Raw genomic sequence first — 22,260 nt, 5'->3', positions numbered from 1 at the left:
CCATCAGGGCGATCGCCAGAATCCGGTTGCTCTATCGACTGCGCGAGCCGCCGCGAAGGCGACGATCCATCGCACATAGACAGCTAAGTTAGCGCATATGGGGTCAAGCCCGAGGACGACGGAGGGTGGGGAGAAGCGAGCGGCAAGAGGCCGGACGTTTGGGAATTCCGGCAAAATGCGCAAACGATTTTGCGTGAGAAGCAGGTAAAGCACCCTTCCAACAAAACCGCTGCACACTTTTTGATGAATTTGCTCCCGGCTCCCGGCTCCCGGCTCCCGGCTCCCGCCTCTTGCCGGTCGGTGTCCCCACCCTCCGTCGTCCTCGGGCTTGACCCGAGGACCCATGCGGCAAGCACGGCGTTCGTGTTCGCACTCACGAAGCGACCGCGAACCTACGCACGTCAGTTGAGCACGCGCAGCAGCCCCGGTGAATCCAGCGAGAAGGCGGGGATGTCGACATCGAACATCTCGCCTTCATCCGTTTCCATCTGGTAATGGCCGAACATCAGCCCGGAGGGCGTGTCGAGCGGGCAGCCCGAGGAATATTCGTAGGTGTCGCCGGGGCTGAGGCGTGGCTGTTCCCCGACGACGCCGGGGCCGGTCACCTCGTCCACCTGCCCGTTCTGGTCGGTGATATTCCAGTAGCGGTTGACCAGGCGAACGGCGATGCCGGAATTGTTGCTGATGACGATCCGGTAACCCCAGACATAGCGATCGTCGTCCGGATCGGATTGCTCCTCCAGATAGAATGGCTCGACGACGACTTCGATATCTTTTGTGAGGGCGCGATACATGCCTTGCACCTTAGTCAAGATATGTTACCCGTATCTTATAAGAGGGCCTGTCCGTCAAGAAACGGAACGATGATCGTGAATAAAACGGTCCTGATCGAAGGTGTTTCGATCGTTAAGCCTAATTGGCAGCGTTAATTCAGTTCCGAACGCCGGCACAGCCGAACTTGTTCCCCCGGCCTCGCCTTCGAGGTCCGGCCCGGCATCGTCTTCAGTCCGGCGACCGAACCCCAAATGAGGTCCGGCCGCCATTAGCTGATCAGGCCGAGACCTTGGCAAGCGCCTTGGCGAAATCCTCGATCAGGTCGTCGGTATCCTCGATGCCGGCCGAAAGGCGGACCGTGCCCGGGGAAATGCCGAGTTCGGCGCGCGCCTCCTCCGACAGGTTCTTGTGCGTCGTCGTCGCCGGATGGGTGATCAGGCTCTTGCTGTCGCCGAGATTGTTGGAAATCTTGATGATCTCGAGCGCGTTCTGCAGCGCGAAGGCCGCTTCCTTGCCGCCCTTCAGCTCGAAGGCGACAAGCGTCGAGCCGCCGCTCATCTGCTTGGCGATGATATCGGCCTGCGGATGGTCCTTGCGGCCGGGATAGATCACCTTGGCGACCTTGCCTTGCTCGGCGAGGAAATCGGCAATCTTCGCCGCATTCTGCGTCTGCTGCTTGACGCGCAGCGGCAGCGTCTCGATGCCCTTCAGCAGCGTCCAGGCGTTGAACGGCGACATGGCCGGGCCGGTATGGCGGAAATAGTCGTGCAGGTTCTCGTCGATCCAGGCCTTGTCGGCCAGGACGACGCCGCCCAGGCAGCGGCCCTGGCCGTCGATGTGCTTGGTGGCGGAATAGACGACGATATGGGCGCCGAGATCCAGCGGCTTCTGGAAGAGCGGTGTTGCGAAGACGTTGTCGACGACGACCTTGGCGCCGACCTGGTTGGCGAGCTTGGCAACCCCTGCGATATCGACCACCTCGAGCGTCGGGTTGGTCGGGCTTTCCAGGAAGAACACTTTGGTGTTCGGCCGGATTGCCTGTTCCCAGTTGGCAAGATCACGGCCGTCGACCAGCGTGCACTCGATGCCGTATTTCGGCGCCAGAGTTTCCACCACCCAGCGGCAGGAGCCGAAGAGGGCGCGCGCGGCAACGATATGGTCGCCTGCTTTGACCTGGCAGAGGATGGCCGCGCTGACCGCCGCCATGCCGGAGGCGGTGGCGCGGGCGTCTTCGGCACCTTCGAGCATGCACATGCGCTTTTCGAACATGTCGTTGGTCGGGCTGCCGTAGCGGGCGTAGATGTAGCCGTCGGTCTCGCCCTTGAAGCGGGCTTCGGCCGCCTCGGACGTGTCATAGACGAAGCCCTGCGTGAGATAGATTGCCTCGGATGTTTCGCCATATTGCGAACGCAAGGTTCCGCCGTGGACGAGTTGGGTTGCCGGGCGCCAAGTCTTGCTCATGCCATCACCTTCACATAACAAAAAAACCGGCCGCAAAAGCAGACCGGTTTCAACCCGGTCTTTTTAGCCACTTGTTTAACGTGGCTGCAAGCCGACCGGCCAAATCACCACGGGATAATTCTGCAATACTGCTGTTAGCTGCTTGCGTCAATTCCCCGTATTTGGTTTTGTCGGCGGCAAATGATGGATGAGGCATGATGGCTCGTGAAACGGGAATTCTGGCGGACCGCGCGATCTCGGCGCTGTTCGAAACGGGGCGTCTGATCTCCGAACGGGAGCTGGACCGCGACCAGATCCAGCCGGCAAGCCTCGATCTGCGCTTGGGCGCCAAGGCTTTTCGGGTGCGCGCCAGCTTCATGCCCGGCCCTTCGCATCTGGTCTCGGATAAGCTCGACCGCCTCAGCCTGCATGTGATCGACCTTTCCGAAGGCGCGGTGCTCGAAACCGGCTGCGTTTACATCGTGCCGCTGATGGAGAGCTTGGCGCTGCCGGCCGACATGTCGGCCTCGGCCAATCCGAAGAGCTCGACCGGAAGGCTCGATATCTTCACCCGCGTCATCACCGATTACGCTCAAGAATTTGACAAGATCCCGGCTGGCTATGCCGGCCCGCTCTATCTCGAAATCAGCCCGCGCACCTTCCCGATCGTCGTGCGCCGCGGCTCGCGCCTGTCGCAGATCCGCTTCCGCGTCGGCCATGCCCTGCTCGGCGAGCCGGAACTGTTGAAGCTGCATGAAAGCGAGACGCTGGTCGCCAGCAAGCAGCCGAACGTCTCGGGCGGCGGCATCGCGCTGTCGATCGATCTGGCCGGAGATGAAGACGGCCTGATCGGCTATCGCGGCAAACACCACACCGCCGTCGTCGATGTCGACAAGAAGGCCGAGCACGACATCTTCGATTTCTGGGAACCGCTCTATAGCCGCGGCCGCAACGAGCTGATCCTCGATCCGGACGAATTCTATATCCTCGTCTCGCGCGAGGCCGTGCACGTGCCGCCGGATTATGCCGCCGAGATGACCCCCTTCGACCCATTGGTCGGCGAATTCCGCGTCCACTACGCCGGCTTCTTCGACCCCGGCTTCGGCCACGCCCCGGCCGGCGGCCGCGGCAGCCGCGCCGTGCTCGAAGTGCGCAGCCACGAAGTGCCCTTCATCCTCGAAGACGGCCAGATCGTCGGTCGCCTCGTCTACGAACACATGCAGGAAAAACCGGTGAGCCTCTACGGCTCCGGCCTCGGCTCCAACTACCAGGCCCAGGGCCTCAAACTCTCGAAGCACTTCCGCATCTGACAGCTTGCGTGTCGCGTGACTTGACAGCAGCCCTCATCTGTTGGAAATCTCAGCGCATCGCGGGTGTAGCTCAATGGTAGAGCAGCAGCTTCCCAAGCTGAATACGAGGGTTCGATTCCCTTCACCCGCTCCAGCTGCCTTTCCAGCGACCTGCTCTAATCCCCAAAAAACCGGATCGGCTTGTATTGCCGATGCGCGATGATCAGGCTTCGGTCGGGCTGGATGATGTAGGTTTCCTCCACCTGCCGGCCGTATTGGTCGATGAAATCGTGCGGGAAGGCGGAGCCCGCGGGGGACTTGGTGAGCTTGCTGCGTGGTTGGCCGTTATAGGTGATGCTTCCCGGGATCGGCTCGAGGCCGGGGCCGCTATAATAGGAAACGCTGCTGCACCCGGTGAGAATGAGGGTGCCGATCAGGCCGATGAGTGCGGGTTTCATGTCCATCCCTTCCGGTGCGCCGACGATGGGATCTTACTCCGGATCGGATCACACTCGCCAGATGAAACGGCGGATCCGCCTTCAATCCTTAGGGATGGATCGCCTGGAACGCCGTGATCGCTTTATGGCCTGCTTCATTGCCGAAACCGGCGCCGTCTGCTAAATCGGCATGGTCGAAAAAGGCAGGATCGGTTGAGGTAAGCCCGATCCCTTCCGTCAGGGCTCCGTAGCGCCCCGGCGAAGCTCTGCTCCGTGGCCCATGGCACGAGAACCCGCGACGTGATCCGCATGAAAATGCGGGATCCCGGCGGCGTGCGGAGACGGCAAAAAGGCAGTCCCGGGATTTTTTTGAACGGAGACTGTCAATGCGCCTGAACCATCTCGATTTTCACGTACCCGATATCGCCGAGACGGCGGATTTCTTCATCCGCCATTTCGGCCTGCGGCTTAAGGATATGCGAGGCAACAACGGCCTGGCGATCCTGGAGGACGATACCGGCCTCGAAATCGTCCTCAGCCACGCCATCGCCAAGTTCGGCACTGCCGATCAGGTGGAGATAGGGCGGCAGACCTATCATATCGGCTTCATCCTGACCGAAAGGGCGGATGTCGATGTGGTCCATGCCGGGCTTGTTGCCGCCGGCGCAGCACTTTCCGGCCCGCCGGCCGCCATGCGCGGCGGCTGGCTGTTCTATTGCACGGCGCCGGGGAATATTCTGGTCGAGGTGGGTTGGCGGCCGGGTTAAAATGGCCAGGCGGCCTCCAGTTTGCGCCCGAGGGCAGCCCCTCACCCTAGCCCTCTCCCCGTAAAAAACGGGGAGAGGGGACGTGCCACACGAAACATTGGCGTGGGACGGAGAGGGGGCGGCATACCTCCTTCGCCCCGTTTACGGGGAGAAGGTGCCGGCAGGCGGATGAGGGGCAGGCGGCGAACGCTGAGGTATTGTTGCCTCAGAACTCCGTCCAGTCCTCATCCTGGCCTTTCGGCGCGCTGTTGGTTGCGCCGAAGGCGTTGGCGAGGGTCTGGCCGAGGGCGCGGGCAGGCGAGGCGGTCGGGCGGGCCGCACCTTCCCGTGCGACGCGGATCGCGGGTGCCTTGGCCACTGGGCGCGTGGCGGGGCGGGGTGCGGCTGCCGGCGGCCGGGTCGAGGCGATCGGGGCGGCGGCGGCGAAGCTGCCGGTGCCGGTCAGCCGGAATTGGCCGAGCAGGCTGTTCAGCGCTGCCGCTTCCGTCGCGAGGCTGTGGCTGGCGGCTGTGGACTGCTCGACCATCGCCGCGTTCTGCTGCGTGCCCTGATCCATCGTGTTGACGGCGGTGTTGATCTCCTGCAGCCCGATCGACTGTTCGCGCGAGGCTTCGGCGATGGCATGGACGTGCTGGTTGATTTCTTGCACTTCCTGGACGATCGAGTCGAGTGCCTTGCCGGTTTCGCCGACCAACGAGACGCCGGTCTGCACATGTGTGCCGGAATTGGTGATCAGGTCCTTGATTTCTTTCGCCGCCTTGGCGGAACGCTGGGCAAGCTCGCGGACTTCCTGGGCGACGACCGCAAAACCCTTGCCGGCTTCGCCGGCGCGCGCCGCTTCGACGCCGGCATTCAGCGCCAGCAGATTGGTCTGGAAGGCGATGTCGTCGATGACGCCGATGATGTTGGAGATTTCGCCCGAGGATTTTTCGATCTGCTGCATGGCGGAAACGGCCTTGCGGACGATCTCGCCGGATTTTTCGGCGCCGAGGCGGGTGCGGGCGACGAGCTGGCTCGCCTCCTCGGCGCGCTTGGCGGCGTCACGCACCGTCGTGGTGATCTCCTCCAGCGCCGCCGCCGTCTCTTCGACGGAGGCCGACTGCTGTTCCGTCCGCCGGGAAAGCTCGTCTGCGGAAGACCGGATTTCGTTGGCGCCGGCGCCGATCGCCCGGGCATTGGCGCCGACCGTATGCAGCGCCTCGTTGAGCTTCTCGACCGAGTTGTTGAAATCCTCGCGTAGCGCATCGAGATGGGCGACGAAGGGCTGGTCGATATGCGAGGCGAGATCGCCGGCGGCAAGGCGGCGCAGGCCGTCGCCGAGCGCGGTCACCGCACCTTCCAGTTCGGCTGCTTCACGCGTCCGCTGTGCCTCGCGTTCGCGGCGTTCGCCGTCGCCGAGGCTGCGGTCGGCTTCGGCGCGCGCCTCGATCCGGGCACGTTCGATGGCGTTGTCGCGGAAGATCGAGACGGCTTTGGCCATCTGGCCGACTTCATCGCCGCGGTCGAGGCCGCCGACATCGCTTGCGGTATCGCCCTCGGCAAGCCGCGTCATGCGCAGGTTGAGCCGCGTCATCGGGCCGGCAATGCCCATCTGGGCCACGACGACGCTGAATCCGACGGCGCCGAGAACGGCGATGCCGATCAGAACGAGGCAGAAGACGATCCGGCCGTTGACCGAAGCCGAGAGCGCGTCGCCGCCGTCGTTGAGCATGGCCATCATCGCATCATTGTTGGCGATCATCTTCGGCGTCAGCGCATTGAGCTTGGCATTGATCAGGGCGACATTGGCAAGCGCGCCGGCGCTGTCCTTGGCCTTGCTCTGTTCGGTGATCTTGTTCGCCAGCGTTTCGATCTCATCGATGCCGGCCTGAATGTCGTCGATCGCCGCCTTGCGGCTCGGCACCAGCGCCAGCGCATCTTTCATCCGTTCGCGGGCCTGCGGCAGTCTGCTTGGCGCCGCAAGCGCGGTGGCGAAGGCCGGCGTATCCGGTTTCATGTCGGCGAGCAGAGTGACCTGCAGCACCGAGGCCACCACCGAGGCGCTGGCGCGCGCGCTCTGCATCGAGGCCAGCGCCTCATGATCGATGAAGGCGCTGTAGGCGGCATCCGCACGGCGGAATTCGGAAATGACATAGACCAGCCCGGCCATTGTGATCAGCCCGAGCAGCGCCACGACCGATATGATTTTCGTGCGGATTTTCAGATGCTTCAACATGGAAATGTTACCCGGTTGACCAGGCGTCGCACGCCTGGTGCTTTAAAATCAATTGTTGCAAACAGAGCGCTGCGTCGGTGTCGCGGCTCAGGGATTATTGCGGGGTTGACGCATGCATCATGCAATCGGCCGGCGGGTCCGTGTCGTCGTCACAAATAGAGGCGATATTCTTTAATTCCGCGCTAACGGCAGGGCGGCGACGCAGTGATTTTTGGGGGTAAGGAGGGCCACGGTTGCCACCGCACCGAAGGCTGGCTGCCCCTCACCCTAACCCTCTCCCCGTAAAAACGGGGCGAGGGGACGTGCCCCGCGAGACGTTAGCGAGGGACGGAGAGGTCGCGGCAAATCTCCTTCTCCCCGTAAAACGGGGAGAAGGTGCCGGCAGGCGGATGAGGGGCGGATGCGCACGATCCGTCCCATAGATATTCCCCGTCCCGCATGACTCTGTTACATCTCGCGGCAACGCTTCGCGCTTAACTCCGAGACCACGATGATCGAATCCAAACGGGCATTTCCGATTCTGAGGGCTCTTCTTGCGTTCGGCCTGTTTCTGGGCGCTCTGTTTGGCGGCTTTGCCGCATCCGCCCAGCAGGCAACGCCCTCGCTGCCGCTGCTTTTCGATGCCCGCGAGCGTCTGGCCAGGCCCGATCTCTCCTCGCTGGTGCGGTTGCGCTTCCTGACCTCGGTCGATTTTCCGCCGTTCAATTTCACCGATCAGAACGGCAAGCTGTCCGGTTTCAATGTCGATCTCGCTCGCGAGATCTGCAGCGAGCTGGAGATTTCGGACAAGTGCCAGATCCAGGCGATCCCCTTTGTCGATCTCAAGGATGCGCTCGCCGCCTCGCAGGGCGACGCCGTCATCGCCGGCCTTGCGGTGACGCCGGAGCTGCGCCGGCAATTCGTCTTCTCCCGGCCGTATCTGATGCTGCCGGCCCGCTTCGTGCGCAATCTCGCCGTGCCGCTCGACGGCAAAACGGCTGCCGCGCTTTCGGCGCACTCGGTCGGTGTGGTCAAGGGCACGGTGCACGAGGCGATGCTGGCCGCCTTCTTTCCGGCGATCAAGGCTGAGGCCTTCGACACCAAGGACGCCCTGCTTGCGGCGCTGAAGGAGCGCAAGGTCGATGCCGCCTTCGCCGATGCGCTGCAGCTTTCCTTCTGGGTTTCCTCGCCGGCCTCGGCCAAATGCTGCGCCCTGTTCGACGGGCCTTACCTCTCCGAGCATTTCCTCGGCGAGGGCATGACGATCATGCTGCGGCAGAAGGACAGCGTGCTGACGGCGGCGATCGACCATGCGCTCGCCACGCTGTCGCGCAACGGCCGTCTTCAGGAAATCTATCTGCGCTATTTTCCCTACGGGCTTTATTGAACTTTCGAGCTTATCCCTTGCGGAAACGGGCAATGGCGCTGCGCTCGATCGCCGCGCAGGTGAGCTTGTCGAGGCCGAGCCGGTCGCGCAGCAGGCTGAGCAGCCGCAGCTCCTCGGCTTTGACAGAGAGATCGGCGGACGCGACTTCGACGGCCAGCGCATAGGCCGTGTCGTAGAGTTTTGCCGGCAGGGTGTCGCGCACGGTTTCGAGAACGACGTCGAGGCCCTCAGGCCCTGACAGCAGCGAGGCGCAGTCGCGCGCCACCGAAATCAGCTTGTCGTCGTCGAAATCCCGGAAAACCGGCAGGAACCCGATCAACTGGCCGATCCTTTCCATCTCCCGGTCGTTCATCGTGCTGTCGACGGCTGAGGCCATCACCATCACGTAGATCAGCGCATCATGGGCGGAAAGCGGCTTGTTCATCTCTGATTCCTTTTTCGATCAGCCCAAAGTGGGAATTGGCAGTGGGAATTGGCAGCCGGCATTACAAGGGATCGGCTCCCTGTCAAGGCCGCCGGTTATCTCCGGCGCGGATCGTCGCCATAAAGGCCTTTCCCCGCCTGCCTGGCCTTCTCGGCAGCCCATGCAAGCGGTGAGCCCGCCGCTGCCTCGGCCCAGCCGTTTTCGGCAAGCCATGTGCCGAGATCCTGCGTGCCGAGCCGGCAGGCGGCGGTCGCCGTTTCCTTCCATTCGGCCGCATCGACATCGCAGGCGATGCTGCGGTTGCGCAACAGCTGGCGTAGCGCCGTCTTCGCCATCATGCCGCAGGGCCATTGCCGGCCCGCCGGCCCGCATATCCTGTCGGCCGGCGTCGGCACGATGCCGGCAAGCTGAAGCTTGCGCTCGCCGAAGGAGAGAAGGCCGGCATTGTCGACCGCCGGCCGCGCCAGCTCCATCGGCGTCTTTACGGCCGGACCTGCGGTTTGCCCGGCGGCCGTCTCGGCTCGCTGCTCGCTGTCAGCGGGTTTCGGCGCCGCGCCGTCGGTTGGTCCGGGGGAAGGCGGAGCCGGGTGTTGCGCCGCCGGTTCCGCAGATTGGGCGATCACTTCGGCACGGTCGTCCGAAATCACAGCCGGTTCGCCGGTCTTAGGGGCGGAATCCACAGCAGTCGCCGTCTCCTCAGCGGAGACGGTCTCGCCGTCCGTCCCGCCCCGCAGCCTTGCTTCTCCAGCCATCAGCAGGCCGGCCACCACCGCCATGCCTATGAGGCCTGTGAAGATGGCGGCAGGGCGCATGGAATATCTTCCTATTGGCTGGCCCAGATGATGCGGGCGATCCAATCGACATCGGAAAGCTCGAGGGTGCGGTTGGGATGTTCGGGATTGAGCGACAGGAGCTCGATCGAGCGCGGGCTCTGGCGCAGCAACACCTTCGCCATCACCTCGCCCTCGTTTGTGCGCACCACGACGCGGTCGTTGCGGCGCACCTGCGCGCCCGGCTCGACGATCAGCACGTCGCCGTCGCGGTAGAGCGGCATCATGCTCTCGCCCTGCACCTCGAGCGCATAGACGGCCGATTTCTGCGACGGGGCTGCGGGAAATTCCACTACGTCCCAGCCCTGGCCGGCCGGAAAACCGCCATCGTCGAAGAAGCCGCCGGCGCCGGCCTGGGCAAAGCCGAGAAGCGGAATCGAGCTGCCCTGCGGCGGAAAAGCGCCGTCAGCCTGTGCGCCCAGTTGCCCGGCCAGCTTCCTGGAAAAACCGGCATCCGGCTGCAGGAAGGCAAGGAACTGCTCGACGCTCGCCCCTGTGGCGTCGAGCACCTTGGCGATCGATTCCGTCGAGGGCCAGCGCAGCCGGCCGTCGGCGGAAAGCCGTTTCGATTTGTTGAAGGAGGTGGGGTCGAGCCCGGCGCGCCGCGCAAGACCGGATGGCGTCAGTTCATGCCGCTCGGCAAGCCTGTCGATCGCTCCCCAGATCTGGTCGTGTGACAGCATAGGCGCCCGATTCCGTGCGCGGCTCATCCGCGCGTCAGCCGGCCGGAATATTAACCGAGCGTGCCGCCGGAGTAAAGGCAAAGGAGGAATAAAATCCTGTTATTGCAAGCGTTTCAGGCGACCATCGCCATATTGATCTTGCCGAGCTGGATGACCGCCTGCGTCCGGCTGTCGACGTCGAGTTTCAACAGGATCGCCGAGACATGCGCCTTGATCGTCGCCTCGGAGACGCCGAGTTCGTAGGCGATCTGCTTGTTCAAAAGCCCTTCGCCGAGCATGGTCAGCACCCGGCTCTGCTGTGGCGTCAGCGTGTGCAGGCGGTGGATCAGGTCGGCGACATCGGGATCCTGCTCCTGGCCGTCGCGGTAGTTTTCGGGCGTGGCGATATCGCCGGCAAGCACCGTCTGGATGCTGCGGCGAATGTCGTCGATGCCGGCGGATTTGGAGATGAAGCCGGAGGCGCCGAGTTCCAGCGCCCGGCGGATCGTCGTCGCGTCGTCGGTCGCCGAGACGATGATGATCGGCAGGCTGGCAAATTCCGAGCGCAGCGCCATCAGGCCGGAAAAGCCGCTGACGCCGGGCATGGCAAGGTCGAGCAGCATCAGGTCGGCCTCCGCATGGGCGCCTGCCGCCTTGCGCGCGGCGGCGAAATCGCCGGCCTCGACGATCGCTTGGCGGCCTTCCATGCCGACCACGGCCTGGCGCAGCGCGTCGCGGAACAGCGGATGATCGTCCGCAATGATGATGGTCTGTTCCTGCATCGAAAACTCCCTCCCAAGAGCCCGATCTGCCCGCATGCGCCGCCGTCCCCTCCGACGTTTGCCTGCATGCCTAGTGATATGACTATATCAGATCAGGTCTTCTGCGGAAGGGGATTGGCGTTTTCCTCGGCCTGAAACTCCTTCACCATCCCCATGAAACTCTTCATCATCTTCTCCATGATGCTGATCGAGCGGTCGACCTCGGCGTCGCTCGGCAGCGCCCGCTGAATGAGGCCGCCCTGTTCCAGCTTCGTCACCCGCTGCGAAAGCCGGTCGAGCTCGTCCTCATAGGCCGCCCTTTCGTCGGCCGCCATGCGGCAGACGAGGGCGCCGTCCTTGTCCTGGCAGATCGACATGGCGCCGGTCTGGCGGTCGAGCCGGACGAAATGATCGCCGCTCTTTTCCAGCTGGAACCGGCTAGCATCGGCCTCGGCCGCTGCGGCGCCAAGCGGCAGGAGAAGAACGCCAAGTGTGAGAACCAAAATCTTCATCGTCTCATCCTCCGGATTTTGCTTGTGCAGGTCCTGTTTTTAAGGGCCGGGGGCGTGGACATCGCCGCCTCTTTCCGGCAAAGCGCTGGTGATCGAGGACCAGCAATCGCGAGGCCATGATGACCCTGACACCGACCCTTTACAAGATCGTGACGGAAACGCTCTGGCAGCAAGCCAGACAAACCGGCATTTTTCATGGCGCCGGCATCGATCTCAAGGACGGCTTCATCCATTTCTCGACGGCAGAACAGGCTAAGCAGACCGCCGCGCTGCATTTCGCCGGCCAGTCCGGCCTGCTGCTGATTGCGGTCGATGGCGGGGGCTTCGGTGACAAACTGGTGTTCGACCCCTCGCGCGGCGGCGATCTTTTCCCGCATCTCTATGCCGATCTGCCGCTGGCTGCCGTGCTCTGGGAGGTGCCATTGCCGCTCGACGAGACCGGCGCCCATATTTTCCCGGAGTTGCAGCCATGATCGATCCCTTCAAACGTCTCGCCCGCAAGGGTCTCTTCCTGTTCGATCCGGAAACGGCGCACGGCATGTCGATCGCCGCGCTGAAATCCGGCCTGGTGCCCGCCTGCCAGATCACGCCCGATCCGCGGCTGCGCCAGACCGTCGCCGGCCTCACCTTCGAAAATCCGCTCGGCATGGCCGCAGGCTATGACAAGAATGCCGAGGTGCCGGAGGCGCTGCTGAAGCTCGGCTTCGGCTTTACCGAGATCGGCACGGTGACGCCGAAGCCGCAATCCGGCAATCCGCGCCCGCGCATCTTCCGGCTGGTGGAGGATGAAGCCGTCATCAATCGCCTCGGCTTCAACAATGAAGGTCATGAGGCCGCTTTCGGGCGGCTCACGGCGCTGAGCGGCAAGGGCATTGTCGGCGTCAATATCGGCGCCAACAAGGACAGCGACGATCGCATCGCTGACTATGTCGCCGGCATCCGCCGCTTCCATTCGGTCGCGCGTTATTTCACCGCCAACATCTCCTCGCCGAACACGCCGGGACTGCGCGACCTGCAGGCGCGCGAAAGCCTTGCGGCGCTGTTGTCGTCAGTGCTGGCGGCGCGCGACGAGATGGCTGTGACCTCAGGCCGCACGGTGCCGGTCTTTCTGAAGATCGCCCCGGATCTGACCGAGGAAGGCATGGACGATATCGCGGCGGAAGCGCTGTCGCATGCGCTGGATGGGCTGATCGTCTCCAACACCACGCTGTCGCGCGACGGACTGAAAGATCAGCGCCAGGCCAAGGAGGCGGGCGGTCTCTCCGGCGTGCCGCTGTTCGAAAAATCGACCGCCGTGCTTGCCAGAATGCGCAAGCGTGTCGGCCCCGCCCTGCCGATCATCGGCGTCGGCGGCGTCTCCTCCGCCGAAACCGCGCTGGAGAAAATCAAGGCGGGCGCCGATCTCGTCCAGCTCTATTCCTGCATGGTCTACGAAGGCCCCGGCCTGCCTGGCGATATCGTCCGCGGCCTTTCCAAGCTCATGGACCGCGAAAAGGCCGGCACGATCGGCGAGCTGCGTGACAGCAGGCTGGATTACTGGGCGGCCCGAAAGGTCTGATCGGCCCGCGGCTTGACCAGCACGGCCAGGAAAAAGCCGCGGAAGAGCAGGAACGCGTTCATAGCAAGCCACAGCCCGTGATTGCCGAAGAGCGGCACGAAGACGGCGAGCATGGCGAGGTAGCCGGCAAAGGACATCAGCATCCGGTTGCGCATCTCGGCCGACCATGTCGCGCCGATGAAGACCCCGTCCATCAGGAAGGCGAGTGCGCCGGTCAGCCCGGTCACCGCCGCCCAGGGCAGGTAACTCGCTGCCGCCTGCCGCACCTCGGGTGAGGTTGTCAGCACCGAGATCAGCCAGGGACCGGCCAGGAAGAAGAACGCGGAAACGATCGCCGCCAGTCCGAAGGACCACAGGATCGTCAGCTTCAGCCCACGGTCGAAGGCCGGCCGGTAACGGGCGCCGACCGCCCGGCCGGTGATCTGCTCGGCCGCATTGGCCAGCCCGTCGAGATAATAGCCCGACAGCAGGAAGAAATTCATCAGCACGGCATTGGCGGCAAGCGTCACCGCGCCAAAACTGGTGCCGATCCGCGTCATGATGGTGAAGGCGCCGATCAGCACGAAGGTGCGGATCAGGATATCGCGGTTGAGCGCGAAAAGCTCGGCCAGCCGGTGCCGGGAAACGATCTCCGCCCACGCCGGCCGTTCCGCCTTGGCAAAGCCGCTGAGCACGATGAACAGCCCGGCGAGCGCGCCGGTCACCTCGCCGGCCATGGTTGCCCAGGCGACGCCGGCCACGCCCCAGCCGAGCGTCAGGCCGAGATAGATCGACAGCACGATATTGATGCCGTTGATCAGCGCCTGCAGCAGCAGCCCGACACCGCCCTGTCCGCGCCCGAGCACGAAGCCGAGGATGGCGTAATTCGCCAGTGCTGCCGGCGCCGCCAGCATGCGGATCGAGAAATAGGTGCTGGTCGCCTCTGCGATCGCACCTTCCGCGCCCATTAGCCGCAAACCGGCCGCCATCAGCAGCGGCGAAAGACAGAGCAGTGCCAATCCGCTGCCGAGCGCGGAGATCAGTGCTCTGGAGAAGACGGCCTGTTGCTCGTGCTGGTCTCGCCGGCCATAGGCCTGCGCTGTCAGTCCTGTCGTCGATGCCCGCAGGAAGTTGAAGCTGCCCAGGATGAGATCGAAGAGCATCGCGCCGATCGCGAGCCCTGCCAGCGCTTGCGGATTGCCCATATGGCCGACGACGGCGGTGCTCGTCAGCCCGAGCAGCGGCGTCGTCACGAAGCCGAGCGTCATCGGAATGGCGATCGACAGCACCAGCCGGTGCGTCACCTCGAAGGCAAGGGAATGACTGTTGCTGCGCGTATCCATGCTTGCCCCATATCGAGGCCGAATCGCCTCAGCTTGACAGCACCATGGCCCAATAAGGCAGGTTTCGGGAAGACGCATTATGGGCGACGGCGACGCCGAGGCCGTCATAACGCCCGAGCATGTTTTCCAGATGATGCGGCGAGTTGATCCAGGCGGTCACCACCGCATCGACGCTCTGCTGGCCGGAGGCGATATTCTCCGCCGCCGGCAGCTGCACGCCGCTCGCCTTGACGCGGGCGCCGAAACTGTCGGTGAGCCCCATCAGATGCGCCATTTTGCCGGCGCTTGCCATGCGTTTGGCCTGGAAGAGCGCGGCGGTGCTTGCTGCCGGATCGGAGCGAAGCGGCGGCAGGCCGTTTTTCGCCCGCAACTGGTTGACGAGCGGCAATACGCTCGCCGTCTCGTCTTCGCCGTTCGAGGGCGTGCCGGCAAGGCGCGGGGTGGTGGTGCAGCCGGCGATGCCGGCGGCAAGCGAAAGTCCGGAAAGGATGAGCAGGCTGCGCCTGGAAAGGTCGATCGATGTCATGTTACCGGCGATAGCTGAAAAGGCGAAGGATGACGAAGAGCGGGATGACGATCGTCGCCCCGAGCAGGAGATAGTCGCCGACGCGCCCGAGCGCCGAAAAGCCCCGATGCCAGATTTCCAGGATAAAATCCCGGAACCCATAGATGATGTTCCACGGCGTCAGGCCGAAGACGGTCATGACGAAACCGACGATCAGCGACACGACCACAAGCTTTATCAATGTGCGGGCGAAGGAATCGCCGAGGAACCTGTTCACCTGATCGGACATGCGCCATCTCCTGTTTGCCCTTGGAATAAGGTTGCCGCGATCTGGCCGCAAGCCCTTTCCGGAATTGGCTGCTTCGCCTCTGAAATAGGACTTGAGTTTTTTTGTGGCCGCCGCCAAATGCCGGCCAACCCCGAATGCGGGCAACACCAGGTTCCTCGATGCAGCCTCACCAGCTTTCCTCCGGCGATGTCATCGCCGACCGCCGCGCCGATTATGCCCGTATGCTCGAAGAGGGCGGCGAGCCGGCGGCGGCGGCCGAGCTGATGGAGCAGGCCCTCGAACTCGTGCCCGGCTGGGCGGCCGGCTGGTATCGTCTTGCCAGTTACCGCGAAAAGGCCGGCAGGGGCGAAGCGGCGATCGAGGCTTATCGCAACACGCTTGCGCTCGACCCCGAAGATATTTTCGGCGCCGCCCTCAAGCTCGCCCTTCTCGGCGACGCCGCGACACCCGACCGACCGCCGAGCCGCTATGTCGAGCGCCTGTTCGACGACTATGCCGACCGTTTCGAATCGGCGCTCGTCGAAAAACTCGCTTACACCGTCCCGCAGAAGCTCGCCGCCCTCGTCGCCTCCACCGGCAGGCATTACCGGTTGGCCGTCGATCTTGGCTGCGGCACCGGCCTGCTCGGCCCGGAAATCCATGGCCGTGTCACCCGCCTCGAGGGCTTCGACCTCTCGCAGAACATGCTGGCCAAGGCCGCGGAGAAAGGGATCTATGATCACCTCGCCCAGGCCGACCTCTCGCTGGAACCCGATCTCTCCGGTCTCTTTGCCGAGGCCGGGCGTGGGCGCGCCGACCTGGTAACGGCAGCCGACGTGCTGATGTATCTCGGCAATCTCGAAAGCGTCTTTGCCATCATCGAGGACCTCGCTGCATCGGGCGCCGACATCGCCTTTTCCGTCGAGGATGCGGGGGACAGCGGCGGTTTCCACCTCGCGCCGTCGCTGCGTTATGCCCATTCGGAAGCCTATGTGAGGCAGCTCGCTGCCCGCCACGGCTTCGACATCCTCGAGATCGTCAAGACGGTCATTCGCAAAGATGGCGGCAAACCGGTTGCCGGCATTCTGTTTCTTACGCGCAAACCCGCATGAGCGAATATTTCTTGCGATTTCTTATTAGGTCAGCATTGCTTACCTATTTCGCTTGATCGGCACGCCAGAACCCTGATATTGCACAGCTATCCGCAGAAAGCGCGGCGATAAAACGCCGGGCGATCCTGTTCATTTCACAACCAAAAACCCACCGCGTCCGGCTTCCCCCGGACGTGTTCCCGAACGCGTCTGCTGTTGGAGACTGGCGACATGACACAGCTCATCAATGCCCTTGGCTTCTGGAATACCAGTGCCACGCGCCATGCCCCGATCGAGGACGTGCAGGGCATCTTCTCCGGCAGCCTGGTCGCCGCACTCGGCCTCTACGTGCTCGCCAGCGCCGGGCTTTTGACCGGCAGCACCGCCGGTGTTGCCTTCCTTCTGCATTATGCTTTCGGCGCCAATTTCGGTCTTGCCTTCTTCCTGCTCAACCTGCCGTTCTTCTGGTTGTCGTGGAAGCGTCTCGGCATGGCTTTCACCATCAAGACCTTCGTCGCCATCGGCCTGACCTCGGTGCTATCAGACGTGCAGTCGCGCTTCTTCTCCATTTCGAGCATCCATCCGGCCTGGGCCGCCCTTCTCGGCGGCCTGTTGCTCGGCTTCGGCGTTCTGGCGCTCTATCGCCACCGCGCCAGCCTCGGCGGCGTCGGTATTCTCGGCGTCTATCTGCAGGAGCGGTTCGGCATCCGCGCCGGCCTCGTCCAGCTCGCCATCGACCTCTGCGTGCTCGCCGCCGCCTTCTTCGTCACCACGCCGCCCACCGTCTTCTATTCCGTCCTCGGCGCCGTCGTCCTCAACCTCTTCGTCGCCATCAACCACCGCGCCGACAGGTACATCGCGCTCTGACATTACAAATCCGTAAGCCATTCTAAACAAAACGTAACTTGCCTCTATTCCGTCCCGGCGTAACACTTCTTCCCGCGCCGGATTTGATGAGGTGAGTTATGTCAGATTTGGAAAAGCTTGTGAGACGCCGCATGCAGGAAGAATACGCCAAGGGCGCTTCCGCAGAGGAAATCGCAAAAGTCGTCCGCGATCTGCTCAACAGCATCGACCTCTCGGGCACAGGCCCTGACGCCGTTGCCGTGCGCGCCACGAACGATCGCGAGTAACGGGATATTCAACCGACCCGAGATTTTCGGGTCGGTTGTTGGGATGCCATCATCCCCCGCACCGACACCCAGCTCTCCATTCGGCTATTGCCACATCCTGGGTCGAGCCACGTGTCTTAGTCCAAGCAAAAGTGCCCGCAGGGCAGATGGGGTTGATAAGCCCACGTAAAAATCGCCGCCGTGCGCCTATTCCTCGCTGTCCTTGCTCCACAAACCACCCCACACTCCGTCATCCTCGGGCTTGACCCGAGGATCCACGCTGGCCTCCGTCAGACGGGGCCATGGATCCCAGGCTCAAGGCCTGGGATGACGGAGATTGGGGGTCTGTTTTGCCAAACTCGCCGTCGATGCAGCGGATGGCACGTCACACTTCCTGGTTATACGAGATACCGTGTGGCCTCACGCTTTCCTGGTTGAGCCATCGGTCTCACCCGCTCCTTGGACTGAGGCGAGAAGAGGATATGCCGTGACCTCTCCATCCCCCGCTCACCTCTATCGCATCGGCCTCAAGCTGCTTTCACTGCCGCATCGATCGGATGCTGCGAGCGAAAGCCGACCGCCAGCCGGTTCCAGATGTTGATCGCGCCGATCGCCACGGTGATCTTCGTCATCTCCTCTTCGGAGAAATGCGCCTTCAGCGTCTCGTAATCGGCGTCCGGCGCGCCCGTCTTGGCGATATTCGTCACGGCGTCGACCCAACCGAGCAGGGCGCGTTCGCGGGCGTCATAAACCGGCGATTCCCGCCAGACGCACATCAGGTTGATCCATTGCTCGGAGAGCCCGTCGTGACGGGCTTCCTTCACATGCATGTCGACGCAATAGGCGCAGCCGTTGATCTGCGAGGCGCGCAGCTTGATCAGGTGGATGAAGCGGCGCTCCAGCCCGGAAGACTGGACATATTGCTCAAGTGCGGCGACCGCCTTGGAGGCATCGGGGGCGGCTTTGGCGAAGTTGAAACGCGGTTGCATGATCTTCTCCTTTGTTGTGGCTCAGCGAGCCGTCTTGCGTTCATGGATTTCAAGGAAGGCGCAGCCTCTGGCTGCGATCGATCCGTCGTCGAGGGCATTCAACTCGATGCCGAGATCGGCAATGCTGGTCTTGGCGAGTTCGCCCCGGTAGACCCGTTCGGCCCGCAGCATCGCTGCGCTGATATTGCAGGGCTTGGCAAAGAAGCGATCGGAGACAGGGTTCGGCCCGCGCTGGCGGATTTCGGCGCAGCGGAACGCCGGCGCCGGTCCTTCGACCGCGAGCAGGATATCGAGCAGCGAAACCTCTTCCGCCGCCTTTGCCAGCCGGTATCCGCCTTTCGGCCCCGGCACCGTATCGAGGATGCCGGCGCCAGACAGCGCCTGCAGATGTTTCAACAGATAGCTCGTCGACACCCCGTGGAATTCCGCCAGGGCCGCGGCCGACAGCACGCCGCCCTCGGAAAGGCCGGAAAGCATCGCAACGCTGTGAATGGCCTGCTCCACGCCATCGCTCATCTTCATCGAGGCAATCTCCTAATCGTGGATAAAAGATATCCATGATTATAGCGGCTGTCAAGAGCAGACCTTGCGGCTGGCGGCTTGCCTTTCTCCCGACGGCGGATAGAAACGGGAAAAACGACAGGGGAACATCATGGCAGCCAATGCCTTTACAGGCCTTCTGAACTCCAGCGCCGACCGCCATTCGCTGTTCGACGACGCCCAGGGCATCGTCGCCGGCAGCATGCTCGCCGTGCTTGGCGTCTCGCTGCTCTCCGGCGCCGGACTGCTTGCCGGCGGCACGGCCGGTCTCGCCTTCCTCGCCCATTATGCGACCGGCTTCAGCTTCGGCCTCTGCTTCTTTGCCGTGAACCTGCCCTTCTATTATCTCGCCTTCCGCCGCATGGGGCCGGCCTTCACCATCAAGACCTTCGCCGCCATCGCGTTGACCTCGGTGCTGTCCGAATTCGTGCCCGGCTTCATCGGCATTGGGCACGTCAATCCTATTGCCGGGGCGCTCTTCGGCGGCCTCGTCATCGGCGCCGGCATGCTGGCGCTCTTCCGCCACCGCGCCAGCCTCGGCGGCATCGGCATCCTCGCCCTCTATATCCAGGATCGTCTCGGCTGGCGCGCCGGCCTCGTCCAGCTCGGCTTCGACTGTCTCATCCTGGCGCTCTCCTTCCTCGTCGCCAGCCCCTCGATCATCGCCTGCTCCGTGCTCGGCGCCATCGTGTTCAACCTCACGCTCGCCATCAACCACCGCAAGGACCGCTATATCGCAGTCTAAATCAGGCAAGCAGCGCATGATGTCGCCCGAAAACCGCTCACACTTTTCGGCATCATGCGCGTAAGCGGATGGCGGCTCTTCTTTTTCCCTGAGCTTTCACTACCTTCAGGGCGTGGACCAGATCGATTCCGAAGCCCGCGTTTTGCTTCCTGCCGCCTTTACCCGCTGGTTTGCGGAAAAGGGCTGGCGTCCGCGCGCCCATCAGCTGGAACTGCTTGCCCGCGCCGAGGCCGGCGAAAGCACGCTGCTGATTGCTCCCACAGGCGCCGGCAAGACGCTTGCCGGTTTTCTGCCCTCGCTCACCGATCTCACCCGCCGCGGCAGGATTCAGCCCGGCTCCGCCTTCACCGGCATCCACACGCTCTATGTCTCGCCACTGAAGGCGCTGGCGATCGATATCGAGCGCAATCTGATGAAGCCGGTGGCGGAGATGGGCCTGCCGGTCACCGTCGAAAACCGCACCGGCGATACGCCGAACGCCAAGCGCCAGCGCCAGAAGCTCAGTCCGCCGGATATTCTGCTGACGACGCCCGAGCAAGTGGCCCTGCTTCTCGCCAACCGCGAGGCCGAGCGCTTCTTCAAGGATCTGAAATATGTCGTCCTCGACGAGCTGCATTCGCTCGTCACCTCCAAACGCGGCCATATGCTGTCGCTCGGCCTTGCCCGTCTGCGCCGCCTGGCCCCCGGCCTCCAGACGATCGGCCTGTCGGCGACCGTCGCCGAGCCGATGGATCTGCAGAAATGGCTTGTCGCCCAGCAGGAGGGTAGCGGGCAGGAGCGCAGGGAGCATCATGCCGGCCTCGTCGTCGTCGAAGGCGGCGCCAAGCCCGATATCTCGATCCTGTCGACCGAAGAGCGCATTCCCTGGGCCGGCCATTCCGCCAAATATGCCATTCCCGATGTCTACAACAAGCTTCTCGATCACCAGACGACGCTGCTCTTCGTCAATACCCGCAGCCAGGCCGAGATGCTGTTCCAGGAGCTCTGGACGATCAATGACGACAACCTGCCGATCGCCCTCCATCACGGTTCGCTCGATGTCGCCCAACGCCGCAAGGTCGAGGCGGCGATGGCCGAAAACCGGCTGCGCGCCGTCGTCGCCACCTCGACGCTCGATCTCGGCATCGACTGGGGCGATGTCGATCTGGTCATCCATGTCGGCGCGCCGAAGGGCGCCTCGCGTCTTGCCCAGCGCATCGGCCGCGCCAATCACCGCATGGACGAGCCGTCGAAGGCGATCCTGGTGCCGGCCAACCGTTTCGAGGTGATGGAGTGTCAGGCAGCGCTCGACGCCAATTATATCGGCGCCCAGGACACGCCGCCCGTCGGCCGCGGCGCGCTCGACGTGCTCGCCCAGCACGTGCTCGGCATGGCCTGCGCCGAACCTTTCGACATGCTGGAACTCTACGATGAAATCATCAGCGCCTCGCCCTATACCGATCTCAGCTGGGAGACCTTCGAGCGCATCGTCGATTTCGTCGCGACCGGCGGTTATGCGCTGCGCACCTATGAGCGCTATGCCCGCATCCGCAAGACCAAGGAGGGCCGCTGGCGTGCCTCCAATCCGGCCGTCGCCCAGCAATACCGCCTCAACCTCGGCACCATCGTCGAAAGCCCGATGCTGAATATCCGCATGGTCAAGCGCGGCGAGGGCGGCCGGATCGGCCGCGGCGGCGCGACGCTGGGAAAGGTCGAGGAATATTTCCTCGAGCAATTGTCGCCCGGCGATACTTTCGTCTTCTCCGGCAAGGTGCTGCGCTTCGAGGGCATCCGCGAAAACGAATGCCTGGCCTCGCAGGCCTTTTCGCTCGATCCGAAGATCCCGTCCTACAACGGCGGCAAGTTTCCGCTGTCGACCTATCTCGCCGAGCAGGTGCGGGCGATGATCGCCGATCCCGACCGCTGGCGCCATTTGCCGGATCAGGTGCGCGATTGGCTGTCCTTGCAGGACGACAAGTCGATGCTGCCGAAGCGCGACGAGTTCCTGATCGAAACCTTCCCGCGCGGCAGCCGCTTCTATATGGTCGCCTATCCCTTCGAGGGCCGTCTTGCCCACCAGACGCTCGGCATGCTGCTCACCCGCCGGCTGGAGCGGGTCGGCGCCAAGCCGCTCGGCTTCGTCGCCACCGATTATTCACTGGCCGTCTGGGGTCTCGAGGATATGGGGCTGATGATCGGCAATGGCCGTCTCAGCCTCTCCGACCTCTTCGACGAGGACATGCTCGGCGATGATCTCGAAGCCTGGCTGGACGAATCCTTCCTGCTGAAGCGCACTTTCCGCAATTGCGCCGTGATTGCAGGCTTGATCGAGCGCCGCCATCCCGGCAAGGAAAAGAGCGGCCGCCAGATCACCGTCTCCGCCGATCTGATCTATGACGTGCTGCGCAGCCACGAGCCGGATCACATCCTCTTGCAGGCGACGCGCCAGGATGCGGCGACCGGACTTTTGGATATTGGCCGTCTTGGCGATATGCTGAAGCGAATCAGGGGCCACATCACCCATCGCCCGCTCGACCATATTTCTCCGCTCGCCGTGCCGGTCATGCTGGAGATCGGACGCGAGGCGGTGCCGGGCGAGGCCCATGACGCGCTGCTCGCCGAAGCCGCCGACGATCTGATCGCCGAGGCTTTGGCCTGATGATAGTTTTGGAAT

24 protein-coding genes, 1 tRNA gene and 1 riboswitch are annotated in these 22,260 nt (G+C 63.4%); of the genes, 11 read left to right on the top strand and 14 right to left on the bottom strand.

Annotated elements, in window-relative coordinates:
* Positions 1 to 401 precede the first annotated feature (401 nt).
* Positions 402 to 794, bottom strand: coding sequence for a Co2+/Mg2+ efflux protein ApaG (gene apaG, locus ATY75_RS23660; RefSeq protein ID WP_049732266.1), 393 nt, complete (start codon positions 792 to 794; stop codon positions 402 to 404).
* Positions 795 to 1,050: 256 nt separating this feature from the next.
* A complete protein-coding gene (locus ATY75_RS23655; protein WP_088939442.1) occupies positions 1,051 to 2,235 on the bottom strand; it encodes an O-succinylhomoserine sulfhydrylase in 1,185 nt (394 codons plus the stop codon).
* A gap of 42 nt (positions 2,236 to 2,277) precedes the next feature.
* Positions 2,278 to 2,356: riboswitch (SAM riboswitch) on the bottom strand.
* A gap of 73 nt (positions 2,357 to 2,429) precedes the next feature.
* Between ATY75_RS23655 and ATY75_RS23650 the strand changes: the two genes are divergently transcribed.
* Both ATY75_RS23650 and ATY75_RS23645 read left to right on the top strand, forming a co-directional pair.
* Positions 2,430 to 3,524 (top strand): 2'-deoxycytidine 5'-triphosphate deaminase, encoded by a 1,095-nt coding sequence (locus tag ATY75_RS23650; protein WP_172601135.1) that lies wholly within the window; start codon positions 2,430 to 2,432, stop codon positions 3,522 to 3,524.
* A 59-nt stretch (positions 3,525 to 3,583) separates the two neighbouring features.
* Positions 3,584 to 3,657: transfer RNA gene (locus tag ATY75_RS23645), tRNA-Gly, on the top strand.
* Positions 3,658 to 3,679: 22 nt separating this feature from the next.
* Here the strand turns inward: ATY75_RS23645 and ATY75_RS23640 are convergent.
* The gene (locus tag ATY75_RS23640) at positions 3,680 to 3,961 is read right to left on the bottom strand and encodes a hypothetical protein (protein WP_088939445.1); all 282 of its coding nucleotides are present in this window, start codon (positions 3,959 to 3,961) and stop codon (positions 3,680 to 3,682) included.
* A 365-nt stretch (positions 3,962 to 4,326) separates the two neighbouring features.
* On the opposite strand from ATY75_RS23640, the gene ATY75_RS23635 reads away from it, so the two are divergent.
* Entirely contained in the window at positions 4,327 to 4,707 is a 381-nt protein-coding gene (locus tag ATY75_RS23635) for a VOC family protein (RefSeq protein WP_088939441.1), read from the top strand.
* A 205-nt stretch (positions 4,708 to 4,912) separates the two neighbouring features.
* Here ATY75_RS23635 and ATY75_RS23630 read toward each other — a convergent pair whose 3' ends face one another.
* A complete protein-coding gene (locus tag ATY75_RS23630; RefSeq protein WP_088939440.1) occupies positions 4,913 to 6,922 on the bottom strand; it encodes a methyl-accepting chemotaxis protein in 2,010 nt (669 codons plus the stop codon).
* A 490-nt stretch (positions 6,923 to 7,412) separates the two neighbouring features.
* On the opposite strand from ATY75_RS23630, the gene ATY75_RS23625 reads away from it, so the two are divergent.
* On the top strand, positions 7,413 to 8,288 hold the full coding sequence (locus tag ATY75_RS23625; RefSeq protein WP_088939439.1) for a transporter substrate-binding domain-containing protein: 876 nt from the start codon (positions 7,413 to 7,415) through the stop codon (positions 8,286 to 8,288).
* 10 nt (positions 8,289 to 8,298) lie between these two features.
* On the opposite strand, the gene ATY75_RS23620 is transcribed toward ATY75_RS23625, so the two are convergent.
* The 5 genes from ATY75_RS23620 to ATY75_RS23600 all read right to left on the bottom strand — a co-directional run bounded on the left by ATY75_RS23620 (position 8,299) and on the right by ATY75_RS23600 (position 11,477).
* Positions 8,299 to 8,712 (bottom strand): tellurite resistance TerB family protein, encoded by a 414-nt coding sequence (locus tag ATY75_RS23620; protein WP_049734388.1) that lies wholly within the window; start codon positions 8,710 to 8,712, stop codon positions 8,299 to 8,301.
* A 95-nt stretch (positions 8,713 to 8,807) separates the two neighbouring features.
* Positions 8,808 to 9,524 carry a thermonuclease family protein gene (locus ATY75_RS23615; RefSeq protein ID WP_088939438.1) on the bottom strand — a complete coding sequence of 239 codons (717 nt, stop codon included), beginning with the start codon at positions 9,522 to 9,524 and terminating at the stop codon, positions 8,808 to 8,810.
* Positions 9,525 to 9,535: 11 nt separating this feature from the next.
* On the bottom strand, positions 9,536 to 10,225 hold the full coding sequence (locus tag ATY75_RS23610; RefSeq protein WP_088939437.1) for a helix-turn-helix transcriptional regulator: 690 nt from the start codon (positions 10,223 to 10,225) through the stop codon (positions 9,536 to 9,538).
* A 113-nt stretch (positions 10,226 to 10,338) separates the two neighbouring features.
* On the bottom strand, positions 10,339 to 10,986 hold the full coding sequence (locus tag ATY75_RS23605) for a response regulator transcription factor (RefSeq protein ID WP_088939436.1): 648 nt from the start codon (positions 10,984 to 10,986) through the stop codon (positions 10,339 to 10,341).
* A gap of 92 nt (positions 10,987 to 11,078) precedes the next feature.
* Entirely contained in the window at positions 11,079 to 11,477 is a 399-nt protein-coding gene (locus ATY75_RS23600; protein WP_064836358.1) for a hypothetical protein, read from the bottom strand.
* A 119-nt stretch (positions 11,478 to 11,596) separates the two neighbouring features.
* On the opposite strand from ATY75_RS23600, the gene ATY75_RS23595 reads away from it, so the two are divergent.
* Both ATY75_RS23595 and ATY75_RS23590 read left to right on the top strand, forming a co-directional pair.
* Positions 11,597 to 11,950 (top strand): DUF952 domain-containing protein, encoded by a 354-nt coding sequence (locus tag ATY75_RS23595; RefSeq protein ID WP_088939444.1) that lies wholly within the window; start codon positions 11,597 to 11,599, stop codon positions 11,948 to 11,950.
* Positions 11,947 to 13,035 carry a quinone-dependent dihydroorotate dehydrogenase gene (locus ATY75_RS23590; protein WP_088939435.1) on the top strand — a complete coding sequence of 363 codons (1,089 nt, stop codon included), beginning with the start codon at positions 11,947 to 11,949 and terminating at the stop codon, positions 13,033 to 13,035. The genes ATY75_RS23595 and ATY75_RS23590 overlap by 4 nt, the downstream gene beginning before the upstream one ends.
* On the opposite strand, the gene ATY75_RS23585 is transcribed toward ATY75_RS23590, so the two are convergent.
* From ATY75_RS23585 to ATY75_RS23575, 3 genes are read right to left on the bottom strand one after another with little or no spacing between them, the layout of a single operon-like run.
* Positions 13,011 to 14,357, bottom strand: coding sequence for an MATE family efflux transporter (locus ATY75_RS23585; protein WP_088939434.1), 1,347 nt, complete (start codon positions 14,355 to 14,357; stop codon positions 13,011 to 13,013). The genes ATY75_RS23590 and ATY75_RS23585 overlap by 25 nt on opposite strands.
* A gap of 28 nt (positions 14,358 to 14,385) precedes the next feature.
* The gene (locus ATY75_RS23580) at positions 14,386 to 14,883 is read right to left on the bottom strand and encodes a CAP domain-containing protein (protein WP_064836364.1); all 498 of its coding nucleotides are present in this window, start codon (positions 14,881 to 14,883) and stop codon (positions 14,386 to 14,388) included.
* Between the two features lies 1 nt (position 14,884).
* Positions 14,885 to 15,151: a DUF6460 domain-containing protein gene (locus ATY75_RS23575; RefSeq protein ID WP_064836366.1), complete on the bottom strand. Its 267-nt coding sequence runs from the start codon at positions 15,149 to 15,151 to the stop codon at positions 14,885 to 14,887.
* 158 nt (positions 15,152 to 15,309) lie between these two features.
* Here ATY75_RS23575 and ATY75_RS23570 point away from each other — a divergent pair, with 158 nt between their 5' ends.
* The 3 genes from ATY75_RS23570 (at position 15,310) to ATY75_RS35495 (ending at position 17,354) form a co-directional block, all read left to right on the top strand.
* Positions 15,310 to 16,242 (top strand): methyltransferase, encoded by a 933-nt coding sequence (locus tag ATY75_RS23570; protein ID WP_088939433.1) that lies wholly within the window; start codon positions 15,310 to 15,312, stop codon positions 16,240 to 16,242.
* 210 nt (positions 16,243 to 16,452) lie between these two features.
* Entirely contained in the window at positions 16,453 to 17,088 is a 636-nt protein-coding gene (locus tag ATY75_RS23565; RefSeq protein ID WP_088939432.1) for a YitT family protein, read from the top strand.
* A gap of 131 nt (positions 17,089 to 17,219) precedes the next feature.
* Positions 17,220 to 17,354, top strand: a complete 135-nt coding sequence (locus tag ATY75_RS35495) for a hypothetical protein (RefSeq protein ID WP_280950615.1) — start codon at positions 17,220 to 17,222, stop codon at positions 17,352 to 17,354.
* 506 nt (positions 17,355 to 17,860) lie between these two features.
* Here the strand turns inward: ATY75_RS35495 and ATY75_RS23560 are convergent.
* The gene (locus tag ATY75_RS23560; protein ID WP_088939431.1) at positions 17,861 to 18,322 is read right to left on the bottom strand and encodes a carboxymuconolactone decarboxylase family protein; all 462 of its coding nucleotides are present in this window, start codon (positions 18,320 to 18,322) and stop codon (positions 17,861 to 17,863) included.
* 21 nt (positions 18,323 to 18,343) lie between these two features.
* On the bottom strand, positions 18,344 to 18,844 hold the full coding sequence (locus tag ATY75_RS23555; RefSeq protein WP_088939430.1) for an Rrf2 family transcriptional regulator: 501 nt from the start codon (positions 18,842 to 18,844) through the stop codon (positions 18,344 to 18,346).
* 130 nt (positions 18,845 to 18,974) lie between these two features.
* Here ATY75_RS23555 and ATY75_RS23550 point away from each other — a divergent pair, with 130 nt between their 5' ends.
* Both ATY75_RS23550 and ATY75_RS23545 read left to right on the top strand, forming a co-directional pair.
* Positions 18,975 to 19,607 carry a YitT family protein gene (locus tag ATY75_RS23550; RefSeq protein ID WP_064836374.1) on the top strand — a complete coding sequence of 211 codons (633 nt, stop codon included), beginning with the start codon at positions 18,975 to 18,977 and terminating at the stop codon, positions 19,605 to 19,607.
* A gap of 112 nt (positions 19,608 to 19,719) precedes the next feature.
* Positions 19,720 to 22,245 (top strand): ligase-associated DNA damage response DEXH box helicase, encoded by a 2,526-nt coding sequence (locus ATY75_RS23545; RefSeq protein WP_088939429.1) that lies wholly within the window; start codon positions 19,720 to 19,722, stop codon positions 22,243 to 22,245.
* Positions 22,246 to 22,260 lie beyond the last annotated feature (15 nt).

It is taken from the genome of Rhizobium sp. N122 (genome assembly GCF_002211295.1).
Classification (GTDB): domain Bacteria; phylum Pseudomonadota; class Alphaproteobacteria; order Rhizobiales; family Rhizobiaceae; genus Rhizobium.
The sequence above is the reverse complement of the archived record's forward strand: the minus strand, read 5'-3'. Positions and strand labels throughout refer to the sequence as shown.